13 protein-coding genes are annotated in these 12,956 nt (G+C 66.7%); 7 read left to right on the top strand and 6 right to left on the bottom strand.

Going from position 1 to position 12,956, the window contains the following annotated elements; all coding sequences use genetic code 11:
* Positions 1 to 28: 28 nt before the first annotated feature.
* Together ABE85_RS07565 and ABE85_RS07560 are read right to left on the bottom strand one after the other, a co-directional pair.
* A complete protein-coding gene (locus tag ABE85_RS07565) occupies positions 29 to 502 on the bottom strand; it encodes a DUF6130 family protein (RefSeq protein WP_157522033.1) in 474 nt (157 codons plus the stop codon).
* A 105-nt stretch (positions 503 to 607) separates the two neighbouring features.
* Complete coding sequence (locus ABE85_RS07560; RefSeq protein ID WP_067272125.1) at positions 608 to 1,582, bottom strand: alpha/beta hydrolase fold domain-containing protein; 975 nt, start codon at positions 1,580 to 1,582, stop codon at positions 608 to 610.
* A 135-nt stretch (positions 1,583 to 1,717) separates the two neighbouring features.
* Here ABE85_RS07560 and ABE85_RS07555 point away from each other — a divergent pair, with 135 nt between their 5' ends.
* On the top strand, positions 1,718 to 2,260 hold the full coding sequence (locus ABE85_RS07555; protein WP_197507242.1) for a TetR/AcrR family transcriptional regulator: 543 nt from the start codon (positions 1,718 to 1,720) through the stop codon (positions 2,258 to 2,260).
* 33 nt (positions 2,261 to 2,293) lie between these two features.
* Here the strand turns inward: ABE85_RS07555 and ABE85_RS07550 are convergent, their stop codons facing one another.
* Genes ABE85_RS07550 through ABE85_RS07535 form a run of 4 tightly spaced genes read right to left on the bottom strand, consistent with a single transcriptional unit; the run spans position 2,294 to position 5,300 of the window.
* Positions 2,294 to 2,872 carry a DUF308 domain-containing protein gene (locus ABE85_RS07550; RefSeq protein ID WP_067282124.1) on the bottom strand — a complete coding sequence of 193 codons (579 nt, stop codon included), beginning with the start codon at positions 2,870 to 2,872 and terminating at the stop codon, positions 2,294 to 2,296.
* 35 nt (positions 2,873 to 2,907) lie between these two features.
* Positions 2,908 to 3,684, bottom strand: a complete 777-nt coding sequence (locus ABE85_RS07545; protein WP_067272119.1) for a molybdopterin-binding protein — start codon at positions 3,682 to 3,684, stop codon at positions 2,908 to 2,910.
* Positions 3,681 to 4,631, bottom strand: a complete 951-nt coding sequence (locus ABE85_RS07540; RefSeq protein WP_067272116.1) for a cytochrome b/b6 domain-containing protein — start codon at positions 4,629 to 4,631, stop codon at positions 3,681 to 3,683. Before ABE85_RS07540 ends, ABE85_RS07545 begins: the two co-directional genes overlap by 4 nt.
* A gap of 51 nt (positions 4,632 to 4,682) precedes the next feature.
* On the bottom strand, positions 4,683 to 5,300 hold the full coding sequence (locus ABE85_RS07535; protein WP_067272113.1) for a hypothetical protein: 618 nt from the start codon (positions 5,298 to 5,300) through the stop codon (positions 4,683 to 4,685).
* 235 nt (positions 5,301 to 5,535) lie between these two features.
* Here ABE85_RS07535 and ABE85_RS07530 point away from each other — a divergent pair, with 235 nt between their 5' ends.
* The 6 genes from ABE85_RS07530 to ABE85_RS07505 all read left to right on the top strand — a co-directional run bounded on the left by ABE85_RS07530 (position 5,536) and on the right by ABE85_RS07505 (position 12,936).
* Complete coding sequence (locus ABE85_RS07530; RefSeq protein ID WP_067272110.1) at positions 5,536 to 6,243, top strand: heavy metal response regulator transcription factor; 708 nt, start codon at positions 5,536 to 5,538, stop codon at positions 6,241 to 6,243.
* Positions 6,240 to 7,637, top strand: a complete 1,398-nt coding sequence (locus ABE85_RS07525; protein ID WP_067272109.1) for a heavy metal sensor histidine kinase — start codon at positions 6,240 to 6,242, stop codon at positions 7,635 to 7,637. The genes ABE85_RS07530 and ABE85_RS07525 overlap by 4 nt, the downstream gene beginning before the upstream one ends.
* A 233-nt stretch (positions 7,638 to 7,870) precedes the next feature.
* Complete coding sequence (locus ABE85_RS07520; protein WP_067272108.1) at positions 7,871 to 8,740, top strand: bifunctional diguanylate cyclase/phosphodiesterase; 870 nt, start codon at positions 7,871 to 7,873, stop codon at positions 8,738 to 8,740.
* The gene (locus ABE85_RS07515; RefSeq protein ID WP_067272104.1) at positions 8,737 to 10,308 is read left to right on the top strand and encodes an aminotransferase class V-fold PLP-dependent enzyme; all 1,572 of its coding nucleotides are present in this window, start codon (positions 8,737 to 8,739) and stop codon (positions 10,306 to 10,308) included. Before ABE85_RS07520 ends, ABE85_RS07515 begins: the two co-directional genes overlap by 4 nt.
* The gene (locus tag ABE85_RS07510; protein WP_067272100.1) at positions 10,305 to 11,198 is read left to right on the top strand and encodes an alpha/beta hydrolase; all 894 of its coding nucleotides are present in this window, start codon (positions 10,305 to 10,307) and stop codon (positions 11,196 to 11,198) included. The genes ABE85_RS07515 and ABE85_RS07510 overlap by 4 nt, the downstream gene beginning before the upstream one ends.
* Before the next feature lie 136 nt (positions 11,199 to 11,334).
* Positions 11,335 to 12,936: a hypothetical protein gene (locus ABE85_RS07505; RefSeq protein ID WP_157522030.1), complete on the top strand. Its 1,602-nt coding sequence runs from the start codon at positions 11,335 to 11,337 to the stop codon at positions 12,934 to 12,936.
* Positions 12,937 to 12,956 lie beyond the last annotated feature (20 nt).

Genomic DNA, 12,956 nt, shown 5'->3' with positions numbered 1-12,956 from the left:
GTTGAATGGATGCGGCGCGTCGGGAATGTCAGGGCTTCGGAATGACGAAGTGGATGGTCTTGATATCGATCACCTGATGCGCCGAGTCCACGATCTCGACCTTGACCTTGTGGGCGCCCGGGGGCAATGGGCCGAAATAGATCGGATCGTTCAGCGCATGGATCCAGACCCACGGCGTGTCGTCGACGCCGACGTGCAGATGCCCGACCTTCGGCTTGAGCTGCAGCAGCTCCTCGCCGTTGATCTCGGTGTACATCGGCAGCAGCGTCATGTGATCGACGCGGAACGGCAGATAGACATAGCCGCCTTTCAGGATCTCCGGATCCGGGGCAAGCAGCGTGAGCTTCGGCACCGGTGCCTTGTCCTTGTCGGCACTGGCCGCAACGGCTTCGGGGCGGCTCGCCGAATGATTGCCGTGGTCGGCCGCCTGAGCGAGTGGCGCGCCCAGCAGCCACCCGAGGAGGACGGCATTCGAGGCATGGATGGCGTGTTGCATTTTCATTCTTGACTGCTTGAGTACGGGGTGGCGGTTGATCGATGGCTGGCAATGCCCCCTCGCGCGTTGACGAAAGGGGGCTCGACAGGGGCTCGAAAGGGGGCTGCTGCTTCAGCGGTCTTCTTCGCGCACCCGCGCCAGGAAGTGCGCCATGCCCAGATTGGCCGCATCCGCAAGTGCCCCGCCGAGGGAGTTGAAACCATGGATGCCGCCGGGATAGATCGCCAGTCGGGCCTCGTTGCCGGCGGCCTGCCACCGGCTGTGCATGAAGAGGCTGTCGTCGAGCAGCAGATCCATCGTGCCGACGGTGAACAGCGCCGGCGGCAGATCGGACAGATCGGCATACAACGGGGAGAGGGCCGGATCCTGCAGCTCGCGCGTGCCCGCGAAGGCCGAGGCGAAATGGGCCATCGCGTCGCGATTGACCAGCGGTGAATCCAGTCCCTTTCGCACGCTCGGGGTCTGCGACAGGTCGAAGCACCCGAACAGCAGGTTGGCCGCGCGGAAGGCCTGGCTGCGCCCCTCGTCGCGCAGCCGCAGCAGCGTCAACGCCGCCAGGTTCGCGCCCGCCGATTCACCGCCGATGGCGAGCCAGGACGAACCGAACAGGCGCTGCGCATGCTCGATCAGCCAGGACGCCGCCGCCACGCCATCGTCGACCGCGGCCGGGAAGACATGCTCCGGTGCGAGCCGATAGTTGACGCTGACGGACACCAGGCCGGCCTCCCGTCCGAACATCTCCAGCGGTTCATCCCAGGTGTCGTTGCTGCCGAGCATCCAGCCGCCGCCATGGAGGTGCAGATACACGCCCCGGACGACTTCCGGCACCAGGATGCGAAGCTCGACGGGTCCTGCGGGCCCGGCGATGGTCATGGTCGTCGCAGACGGCGACTTCGGCGACGCCGGGAGGCCGAGGCCCCCACGGACATAGGCGTCGCGCAGGCCCGCCAGATCCGCGGGCGCCTGCAGGGTGGCCAGGAAACCGGCCAGCTTCTCGTTCACCGCGCGGGTGTCGGCGGAGATGGCGTCGGGGCGGAAGAACTCGCTGAGCGATTGGCCGGGCGAGACGAGGTACGAGGGGTTCAAGACAGTCCTCCAATTAGCACAATGAGCGTTCTAATATATGCCCGTGCTAGAATTTTCGCAATGACTGATGTGGAAATTAAACGAGGTCGGGGGCGACCCCGTGCGTTCAATCGGGAAGCGGTGCTGGAGCACGCGATGCAGGCCTTTTGGTCGGCCGGGTACGAGGGCGCCTCGGTGCCGCTGCTGGCGGGCGCCATGGGCATCTCGGTGCAGAGCCTCTATGCGGCCTTCGGGTCCAAGGAGGCCCTCTTCCGCGAGGCGCTGGACTACTACAGCAGGACCGTCGGCGGATTCGGCGCCCGCGCGCTGGAGGCGGAGTCCGACGCCATCCGGGCGGTCATCCGTTTCCTGGACGAGGCGGCAGTCAACTTCGCGCGCACCACCGGCACGCCGGGCTGCATGATCGCGACCGCCGCCGCCGAGGTGGCCGAGCCGTCCCTGTCGGCCTACGCGCGGCAGCTGCGCACCGACAGCGTGGCGAGGATCTCTGCCCGCCTGAAGCGCGGCGTGCAGGAGGGCCAGATGTCCGCCGGCTTCGATTGCGACCACTGGGCCTGGTACATCGCCAGCGTCATGCTGGGCATGTCGGTCCAAGCCCGGGACGGTGCGACGGCCGACGTGCTGCACGCCGTCGCGCGCATCGCCGCCGCCTCGATCGAAGCGAACCGGCGGGGATGAAGCGGCGGGGATGAAGCGGCGGATGGCAGGCTCTCAGGTCGCGGCCTGCCTGCGCCGCATCTGGCGCACCAGGAGCCACACGCCGGAGATGGCGAAATACACGGCACCGACGCCTGCGTAGCCGGCGACGTTGGCGATCGACGGCGTGGTCGGCATCTGCGACTGGGCGATGAAGAAGCCACCGGCCAGCGCGGACTGGGCGCCGCTCAGGACCATGACCCACTGCGCCCCCTGCGACTTCCAGCGACGCAGCGCCGTGCCGAGTTGCAGCAGGCCGGAGGCGATGGCCCAGAGGCCGAAGATGCCGAGGACGGCATTCATTCCTGCCGTCAGCGCCAGGCACACGGCGATGGTCGTGAGGCCGCTCGCCCACACGTTGATGCGCTGCGTGCGGTTGGCCTGCAAGCCTCCGCTGGCGTTGGCGTCGACCCAGTTCGCGGCCGCGTCCCATGCCGGGTAGAGGACCAGCAGCGCAGCGGCGATGACCGCCGACCGGGTGCCGACCAGGAACGCGGCGGCGACCCAGAGCATGGAGAAGAGCGCCCGCGCAAAGTAGTAGCGCTTGAGCCATTGGTCCTGCTGGAGGACGGCGGTGTCGGTGTGCTTGGACATGATGAGGTGAGTTCCGTTGTTGATCCCGTTGTTGATCAGATGCCGGCGTACCACTCGTAGCCGCGGTCTTCCCAGTAGCCGCCCTTGCCGCCCCAGAGGTGGGTGAAGCTGGACACCACCTCGAGACGCATCAGGTACTTCGCGTGCTTGTAGCCAAGGTGCCGTTCGACCCGGAGCCGCAGCGGCGCGCCATGCGCCACGGGCAGTCGTCGATCGTTCATCGCGTAGGCCAGGATCGTCTGCGGGTGCCACGCGTCGATCAGGTCGATGCTCTCGTAGTAGCGCCCGCTGCCGTCCAATGTCTGTTCGAGTTCATCGGCGCAGTGCAGGACGACATACCGGGCGCCGGGCGACAGGCGTGCCGCATCCAGGACCCGGCTGAGCTGCACGCCCTGCCACTTGGCGATCGCGCTCCATCCCTCGACACAGTCGTGCCGCGTGATCTGCGTGCGTGACGGCAGACCCATGAGGTCTTCCAGCGACAGCGACAGCGGACGTTGCACCAGGCCGTCGACCCGCAGTCGCCAGTCCGCGAACTTGCCGCTGAGGAGCTGCGCGTACTCCTCGGAGTCGGGCATGCTCGTCCCGTTGGCGCGGAACACCGGTGAGAGGTCCGCTTCAGTGAATTCGGTCGCCAGCCTGCCCCGCTCCAGGAAGAGGCGCTGGGCGCCCTGGGTGAGGTGTTCAGTGTTTCGCACCACGGCGTCCACGCCGGGGCTCGTGACCAGGCGGTCGCACCCGGACAGCGCGAGTGCGCCCAGGCCCGTCACTGCGCCGCCGAGCAGACGGCGGCGCGATAGAAGTCGTGTCATGGCTTGCCCTTTCCGGGATCGCTGTCGATCTCGATATCGACGTTGATATCGACGTTGATGTCGACCTCACCGACGGTGTCGATGTCGATGTGGATGTCGGTGTCGGGGCCCCTGTCGATCGCATATCGGCCGGTGATCATCGAGCGCAGGTTGTTCCACAGCCCCGACGCCACGACCATGGCCACATGCACGACGACGAAGGCGACGATGGAGAACGCGCTGAAGAAATGGAGGGTCCGGGCGGTCGCCCGCCCACCCAGGGCATCGACCAGATGCGGGAGGACCGCATTGCCCCCCGGCGACATGGCGAGTCCCGTCACCACCATCGCGGGCAGCAGGCCGAAGATCACCAGCAGGTAGGTCAGCTTCTGCAAGGCGTTGTAGCGACGCGCCTCCTCGCCCTTGGGAAAGCGCAGGCGCGCGTGGTCACGCACTTCGTGCCACAGGTTGCGCCGTGTCAGCTGGTCGCGGGTGGGGAGAAGATCGCGCCGGAAGTGCCCTCTGAAGAAGCCGTAGGCCATGTAGCCCAGGCCGTTGAGCAGCAGCAGCCAGGCGAAGGTGAAGTGCCAGCGACGGCCGGCGCCGAGGTCGTGATACGACGGCAGCGTCATCCAGCCCGGGAACGCGCGCTCGACGATCGCGCCGTCTTCCTTGCTGGCGCCCAGCACGCCGGTCGTGGGCACGCTCAGACTGCCGACGCGCAGGCGGCCCCGGCGCGCCTCGCCGTCCCCCGTGCTGGCGATCTCGAGCACCGCGGGGTCGTTGTCCGCGCCGAACTTGCCGAGGTACAGACGCGGGTGGGCGTTGAAGATCTGCAGCCCGCTCGCGAGCAGGAAGATCAGGTAGACGACGTTGAGCCAATGACTCAGCCGCACGAACACGGCATGTCGATGGACAAGCGTGCGGCGCGGTGGATCGAAGGGCGGCGGCGGGGTGGTCAACAGCATGGCGGGCTCCACATCGGTGGCGCGGCCGGCGCGTGGCCGGCCGCCTCACGATCACATCGGAGGAACGACGCCGTCCTTGCCGACCACCAGCTGTCCGGAGGACAGGCTGCCGTCGGCGGCCTTTTCGGCGGAGACGAACACCGACGCGCCGGCGCGCAGATCGTCCGGCGTGGCCTGGATCAGCGTCACGATCGGCGTGCCGTTCTGGATCGAGATCTTCTTTTCCTGACCGTGGTAGGTCACGGTGACCGTGCTGCCGTCCACCGACTTCACGGCGTTGGACACCGTGGCGTTGGTCATCGAGCTCTTGGGCTTGAGGTCCCAGCCGAAGCTGCCTTCGCCCATGCCCTTCATCGCGGCCGGGAAGATCAGCACTTCCAGCGCGCCGTCGCCGCCCTGCGCCTTGGGCAGGGAGGCGATGCCGACGTAGTCGCCCTGCTTGATGTCGGTGATGGCGGCCTTGGCGACGGCGTTGATGTGGAAGCCTTCCTTGAGCTTGATCTTGACGACGTCGCCTTCGCGGGCCTTCACTTCGAGGACATCGCCGTTGCGGGCGATCACGGTGCCGCGAACGCGAACGCCCGCGTCGGCCGCGGAGGCGACCGCAGGAACAGCGACGGCCAGCGCAACGAGGCCGGCGGCGAGGATCGAATGAAGACGTTGACGCATGGGAAATTCCTTCAGTTGGAATGGTGGTGTTCGACGCGTGGGGTGTTCGACGCGTTGGGCGTGAGGGCTGCGCGGCGCCTCGTGCCGAGGACAGCGCGCAGACGGCAGACCTGCGTTGGAAGCGTCAGGTGTTGCGGTCGGAGCGACTGTAGGAATTCGGCCGCCCGAGGGGGGTGACAGGTCGATGACAAAAACGTCATGCGACGCCGCCCGCGCGAATGCAGAATCCCGTCGCATGAAGATCCTGGTCATCGAGGACGATCCCAAGACCGGCGACTACCTGAAGAAGGGTCTCCGGGAGAGCGGCTACGCCGTCGACCTGTCGCGCACCGGGCGCGACGGCCTGCACATGGCGTTGAACAACGATTACGACCTCGTCGTCCTCGACGTGACCCTGCCGGGCATCGACGGATGGCAGATCATGCCGGCGCTGCGCGAGAAGGGCGACGTGCGCGTCATGTTCCTCACGGCGCGCGACCAGTTGAGCGATCGCATCCGCGGACTCGAACTGGGGGCCGACGATTACCTCGTCAAGCCCTTCTCCTTCACCGAGCTGGTGCTGCGCATCCGCACGCTGTTGAGGCGGGGCGTCTCCGGAGACGCCGACGTGTACCAGGTCGCCGATCTCAAGCTGGATGCGCTGCGGCGCAAGGTGACGCGCGAAGGCGTGGAGATCACCTTGACCAACAAGGAATACCTGCTGCTGCACCTGCTGGTGAAGCACCAGGGCGAGGCTCTCTCCCGCACGCTCATCGCCTCCGAGGTCTGGAACATGAACTTCGACAGCGACACCAACGTGGTCGACGTCGCGATCAAGCGGCTGCGGGCCAAGGTGGACCGTCCCTTCGCGACGCCGCTGATCCACACGGTGCGCAACGTCGGTTATGTTTTCGGAGACGCGCCCGGCGGCGAAGACCAGGACGAGGAAGAGACCGCGACATGAGCGGGCGCTGGCTCCCCCAATCGCTCGCGGTCCGCGTGACCCTGCTGTGCGGCCTGATCGCCTTCGCGATGACCGGCATGCTGGGCGGCTACTTCTTCCTCTTCGCGCGCAACGCCATCAACGCGCATGCGGACGATCAACTCATCGGCAGGGCCGAGCACTTCCGGACGCTGGTCGGCGACGCGCGCACGGTCCAGGACCTGCGCGATCAGTCGCTGATGTTCGCGGCGCTCCTGGGCGCGACCGCGGACGTGCTGATCCTGCGCCGCGTCGGGGAGCGCGCCTTCGTCGAGGTGAATCCCGGGCGCGTCGCGGTGCCCCCTGCCCTGCCCCTGGTGCCCACGGACCGGCGGATGACGACACAGGACGTGCTGCGCACCGCGGATCACCCGCAGATGCATTGGGTGGCGGGCTTTGCCCGATCGGGACACGACGGCGCGATGGTGGAAGTGCTGACCGGACACCCGCTCGAGAGCGAGCTGCAGATGATCGACCAGAGCCGCTTCCACATCCTGCGCAGCACGCTGATGTCCATCGTCGTGTCCGTGCTGCTGGTCTATCTGGCGTTGCGCCACGGGCTGCGTCCGCTTCGTCGCGTGGCGGCGCAGGCCGCGGAGATCCATCCGATCAACCTCTCCATCCGGTTCCCCGAACACGACGCGCCGCGGGAACTGCGCGACATGGTGACGGTGTTCAACGCCATGCTGGATCGGATCGCCCAGGGCTACGACCGTCTGTCCCAGTTCTCGGCCGACCTGGCGCATGAGATCCGCACGCCGGTCGGCGCATTGATCGGGCAGACGCAGGTGGCGCTCAACCGCGTGCGCACGCCGGCGGAGTATCAGCAGCTGCTGGAGTCGAATCTGGAGGAGCTGACCCGCCTCAGCCTCATCGTGGACAACATCCTGTTCCTCGCGCGGGCCGACCACGCCATGCTCGACATCGCGCGCGCGCCGCTGGCGATGGCCGACGAGCTGCAGGGCATCGCCGACTATTTCGAAGGACCTGCGGAAGAGGCGGGACTGCGGTTCTCGGTGCAGGCGAGCGGCACCGCGATGGCCAACGCGCCGTTGGTGCGACGCGCCCTCCACAACCTGGTGGTGAACGCGCTTCGCTACAGCCGTCCGGACACGACCGTTCGCCTGATCGGCGAGCCGCTCGCGTCCGGTGCCCTCATCGCCGTGGAGAACGACGGGGCGTTCATCCCCGCCGAGCAGCTCGAGCGGCTGTTCGATCGCTTCTACCGGGCGGACGCCACCGGGGAGCGCCCTGCTGACTCCAGCGGCCTGGGCCTGTCCATCGTGAAGGCCATCATGGACCTGCATCGCGGCGAGGCGCGCGTGACGTGCTCGACGAGCGGGACCATCCGGTTCGAGCTGCGTTTTCCCAGCTGACGAAGACGCCTGGGCGCGTCGCGGCGCGCTCGTCACTCCCCCATCCCATTGAGATGCGATTGTCGCCCACCCCTTGCTCCAAACTTCTGTCTACCAACTAGTAGATCGCTTATTGTCCGGACTCCGGTCCCTGGAACACGCCCGATATGAACCGTCCCGCTCCGGGTGAACATCACCTCAGCCGGCATCGCGACTCCCCTCGCCTGCCCTCTCCCGCCTTTGAGCCGACCAGCATGGCCGAAGACCTCGCCTGCGCCATGAAACGAGGGGAGCTGGCGTTGCACTATCAGCCGCAGCAGGACCTGGCATCGGGTGAGCTTCGCGGCTTCGAGGCGTTGCTTCGATGGCGTCGATCGGGGACGGACGTTGCTCCTTCCGAGTTCATCCCGGTGGCGGAAGCGTCCGGACTCATCGTGCCCATCGGCGCGTGGGTGCTCGAGCAGGCATGCCTGCAGGCAGCCGAATGGAACGCCGAATGGAACGCCGATTTCAGGCGGCCCCTCGTGATTGCCGTCAACGTGGCGATGCAACAGATCCAGCACCCCGGCTTCGTCGACATGGTGCGCGCGTGTCTGTCCATGTCGGGTCTGGACGCCCGATGGCTGGAGATCGAGTTGACGGAAAGCACGGCCATGCAGGAGCCCGAGAAGGTGCGCGAGGTTCTGCAGGAAATACGAGCCATCGGCGTGTCGGTGGCCATCGACGATTTCGGGACCGGCTACTCCAGCCTGGCACACCTGCATCGTCTGCCGCTGGACAAGATCAAGATGGATCGGACCTTCATCAGCGAGATGAGTCGAGGGTGCCCCCGGGGAGATGCCTGCATCGTCCGCGCGGTGGTCGACCTGGCCCATGCGATGCAGCTCGTGGTGCTCGCTGAGGGGGTCGAGACCTTTGAGCAGCGGGCGCGGCTCGTGGCCCTGGGCTGCGACGAGATCCAGGGCTATTTCTTCGGCCGGCCCCTTCCCCAGGACCAGGCCCGTTCGCTGATATCGAGCCTGCGCGTGCAGCGCACGTCGGCCTTCGAGAATCTCGCACGCGGCGCCGCGACCGCTGAAGCGGAGCTGCGGGATTGGTCGTCCGAGCACCTCGCCGTTCCATGAGCTCCTCACGAGATGACGGCGAGGCGCTTCGCCTGCGCGCGCGATTCGATCGATTCGCGGAGGGCGTGGTGGGACGCGACCTGCGGATCGCCACCCCCTACGGCAGCCGCGGCGCGATCTACGCGGACTGGACGGCGAGCGGTCGCCTGTTCGAACCGATCGAGCAGCACCTGCTGCGCATCGTGGGACCGTGGATGGCCAACGTGCACAGCGAGGACAGTGCCACGGGACGTGCGATGACTGTCGCCACGGCGCATGCGCGCCGGGTGGTCAAGCGCCATGTGAACGCGCAGGACGACGACGTGATGCTGGCCACGGGGACGGGGGCCACCGGCGCCGTCAACAAGCTGCAGCGGCTGCTCGGATGGCGCATGCCATCGGGCTTCATCGGGACGGTCGAGGTGCCGGCGCGGCGTCGTCCGCTGGTGCTGGTGACCCACATGGAGCACCACTCCAACCACACCTCGTGGCTGGAGTGCTGTGCCGACGTCGAGATGATCCCGGCGACGCCGCAGGGGCTGGTGGACGTCGACGCCATTCCCGCCATCCTGGCGCGCCATCCCGATCGCGAGATGCGTGTCGCCGCCGTCACGGCCTGCTCCAACGTCACCGGCATCACGACGCCGGTGCACGAGATCGCCGCGCGCATGCACGCGGCCGGCGGGCTGTGCTTCGTCGACTACGCCGCGGCGGCGCCGTCCGTCGACATCGACATGAATCCGTCGGACCCCATGCGCCGGCTCGACGCGATCTACTTCTCGCCGCACAAGTTCCTCGGCGGACCGGGGTCGTGCGGCGTTCTGCTGTTCAAGCGCGCGCTCTACACCGCGGCGGTGCCCGACCAGCCCGGCGGCGGCACCGTGCAGTGGACCAACCCGTGGGGCGCGCATCGGTACGTCGACGACATCGAGGAACGCGAGGACGGCGGCACGCCCGCCATCCTGCAGCTGCTGCGCGCCAGCATGGCGATCCAGCTGAAGGAAGCCATGAGCGTCGAGGCGATCGCGGCGCGCGAACGCGCACAGTGCGCGCTGGTGTTCGACAGCCTCCAAGGCGTACCAGGGCTGCAGATCCTGGCCGGTCATCAGCGCGAGCGGCTGCCGGTGTTCTCGCTGTGCATCGAGGACTGCCCGCACGATCTCGTCGTCCGCCTGTTGAATGACCGCTTCGGCGTGCAGGCGCGCGGCGGCTGTTCCTGCGCGGGCAGCTACGGTCACCACCTGCTGGGCATCGGCCCCGAGCAGTCGCGCGCCATCACCGACCGCATCGACGCCGGCGATGCCGCCGCCAAGCCGGGCTGGACCCGCCTCTCCTTCCACCCCGTGAGCAGCGACGCGGAGATCCACGCCGCGTGCGACGCGGTGGCGGCCGTGGCGCTCCACTGGCGGCGCTGGCAGCAGGACTACGTCCAGGTGCCGGGTAGCGCCAAGTGGGCGCACCGCTTCGAGACGACGCCGTCGTCCGCCGCATTCGAGCACCTGCATGACCTCCGCTGGCTCGCGCCGTCGGCCGGGCATGCGGACCCTTTCAACCCACCATTCGATCCTGCAATCTGGAGCAAGGCGTGAAGATCATTGAAAAGCACAAGGACACGCTGTTGTCCGCTACCGACGTGTGGCTGGTCCAGCCCGACAACATCGACGACATCCTGCGGGTGTGCATCACCCCCAACCGGGTGCCGCCCGAGGGACATCGCGCCGGCCTGGTCATCGCCACGGATGCGGAATTGAGCGCCGGCACCCTCATCAGCACGCTGAAGAGCTGCGCCGTCGGGCTGGACCTGCCTCATGTCTATGGCGTCAGCATCGGGTATCCGCTGAACGCCAATCCGCCGTTCGTCATCAAGCGCAACCGCGACCTGACGACGAAGTGGTTCGCCTTCGAACCCGTCACGGCGGCGATGGCAGGTCTCCCCGGCGTCGCGCCGACCGGAGGCGCCGACAGCTTCCTCGACTTCCTGGCGGAGGAGCTGAAGCCGGCGCTTGCCGAAGCCTTCCCCATCGACCTCGCCGAGGCCACCTTGGCGGGCCAGTCCTTCGGCGGGCTGTTCACGCTCTATGCGCTGCTGACCCGTCCGGAAGTCTTCAAACGGTATCTCGCGGTCAGCCCGTCATTGTGGTGGGACGACCGCTCGCTGCTGGAGGCGGCGGCGCGCATCGTGTCCGAGCATCCCGCACCCACGGCCAGCGTCTACCTGTGCGCGGGAGAGCTGGAGAACAAGGCGCGCTTCGGCCGGCAGTTCAACGGGCCGATGCCCGAGCACATCAAGTCGATCGTCAGCCACGCGTTGGGCAGCGTCGACATGCCGGGCGACATGTTCATGATGGAGCAGATCCTGAGCGGATGGCGCGGCGATCAGTTCTCGGTCGAAGCCCATGTCTTCCCCGAGGAGAGCCATGAATCCATCATGGGAGCAGCGATGAGCCGAGGCCTGCGTCGGCTGCACGGCAAGCTTTGAGCTTGCTGCATCCGACATCGCCGGCTAGGCCCTGAACGGACCCTTCACGAACAAGGAAGAAACTGTGCGGTGGAACCCTCTCCAACCATTGAGAAATGGCTTCGTCGACAGGTCGGCGTGGACTGCCTGCGCAGTCTTGAGCGCAGGGCTCGGCATGGGGATATCGCCTGCCGTCGCCAATCCCTCGATGCCGTGGCCGGACGGTTTGGAGACGTCGGCGCTGCGAGTCCAGGCGGTGAAAGCATTTGCCGCGGGCATTGCGGATAACGATTCAGAGGCCATCCAGGTGGGTTGGCAGGGGAAACAGGGGTGGGACAAGGCCGTACGCCGGGCTGAAGTGAACGCCACGGCGGCGGAGGACCCGGCGGCGTTTGGTCTCACGCTCAGGACGCTCTACGCCAGCTATCCGAGTCTGCACAGCCGGATCGATCTTCGATCCGATCTGGACTACAGGACGACGCTCGGCCATCGCAGCATTCCCTTCACCATGAAGGTGAGAGAACTGGGGCCCGACATCATTCCCGACGCCGTCCTCATCGCGGATACGGCGAAGGTTCAGATCGGACTGGCCGGCCCGGGTGCAGCGGTCGGCGACCAGGTCTTGACGATCAATGGTCGCCCGATCGGGCATTGGCTCTCCAAATCAGCGCAGGTGTGCCGGAGAAACAGCCGATGGCAATGCTATGGCGACTTTGACAAGCAACTTCGTACGGGACTGCTCGGATGGGACCCGCGACGCCCTCTCACCTTGGGAATCAGCAGGAACGGCAGCCGGAAGACCATCACCTACCAGGCGCCGTCGACGCCCGACCCTGCTGATCCGCGCGTTCGCACCGGCTGCGGTCAGGACGATGAGCGCTATGAAGGCTTCACTGCGGTCTATACAGGCTGGAACCTCTGCGCCTTTCGCAGTGCCGCCCGACCCGGCGTGGAGATCTGGCGCCTGAAAAGTTTCAGCTACGGCACCGAGGCCACATTCGATTCCCCGAAAACCGAAGTTGAAGGACTGTGGGAAAAACATTGGAGCACCGCCGCATCCTCGGTGAAGGAACTCATCATCGACGTGTCCGGCAACGGCGGGGGCGATGTTCCCCTCCCCTGGTATTCGCTCCTTTTCGACCAGCCCTACCAGGAGCAATACGCTCAATACCGTCGCCTGAAGGCATTCGATGATCCGGCAATCGCTGCCGAGTTGCCGGACGATCAAGCACACGAGCGGTGGCTGGCCGGAATCAAGCTGACCAACAGCAGGGCCTGGCGGAATGTCGGCGGATATCTTCCCCCGGTGGCGATGTTCTGCGCGGAGGAGGACCTGACCTGCGAAGGCACATTGGTCAAACCAAAGCCGCACGGCTTCGCGGGAAAAGTCTCCCTGATCCTCGACGACAACTGCGTCTCTTCATGCTCTGGCTTTGCATGGAACATTCTGGCGAAGCTCGGTCCACGTGCGAACGCCTTCGGACTGCCTGACAGCGGCGACTCCAATTTCAGGAGGCTGCCGTTGACGCTTCATTACCGCGAGGGCATCTGGCGGACAGCCTTGGGAACCAACGCCGCTCAGCAGGACAAGCCGATCGCCACCGTCAACGTGATGGTGACCCGGACGACGACCAGCGATGGACAGGTCATATCGGGACAGTCGCTTCCAGTCCGCACCGTCATCCATCGCCGCTGGGACGACACCGCCCGGAGCTGGACCGGCCGGGTGCTCGAAGAGATCTTGCAGTCAAGGCCGTGATGGATGCGTGCGCCGGGGCC

The organism is Mitsuaria sp. 7 (genome assembly GCF_001653795.1).
Taxonomy (GTDB): domain Bacteria; phylum Pseudomonadota; class Gammaproteobacteria; order Burkholderiales; family Burkholderiaceae_C; genus Roseateles.
Note: the sequence above shows the minus strand (reverse complement) of the source record. Positions and strands in the feature narration are given on the sequence as shown.

Coding starts and splice junctions, on each gene's coding strand:
- ABE85_RS07535 (WP_067272113.1), bottom strand. CDS start 5,300: ATGCGTCAACGTCTTCATTCGATCCTCGCCGCCGGCCTCGTTGCGCTG.
- ABE85_RS07525 (WP_067272109.1), top strand. CDS start 6,240: ATGAGCGGGCGCTGGCTCCCCCAATCGCTCGCGGTCCGCGTGACCCTG.
- ABE85_RS07540 (WP_067272116.1), bottom strand. CDS start 4,631: ATGCTGTTGACCACCCCGCCGCCGCCCTTCGATCCACCGCGCCGCACG.
- ABE85_RS07530 (WP_067272110.1), top strand. CDS start 5,536: ATGAAGATCCTGGTCATCGAGGACGATCCCAAGACCGGCGACTACCTG.
- ABE85_RS07515 (WP_067272104.1), top strand. CDS start 8,737: ATGAGCTCCTCACGAGATGACGGCGAGGCGCTTCGCCTGCGCGCGCGA.
- ABE85_RS07550 (WP_067282124.1), bottom strand. CDS start 2,872: ATGTCCAAGCACACCGACACCGCCGTCCTCCAGCAGGACCAATGGCTC.
- ABE85_RS07565 (WP_157522033.1), bottom strand. CDS start 502: ATGAAAATGCAACACGCCATCCATGCCTCGAATGCCGTCCTCCTCGGG.
- ABE85_RS07555 (WP_197507242.1), top strand. CDS start 1,718: ATGCAGGCCTTTTGGTCGGCCGGGTACGAGGGCGCCTCGGTGCCGCTG.
- ABE85_RS07545 (WP_067272119.1), bottom strand. CDS start 3,684: ATGACACGACTTCTATCGCGCCGCCGTCTGCTCGGCGGCGCAGTGACG.
- ABE85_RS07520 (WP_067272108.1), top strand. CDS start 7,871: ATGGCCGAAGACCTCGCCTGCGCCATGAAACGAGGGGAGCTGGCGTTG.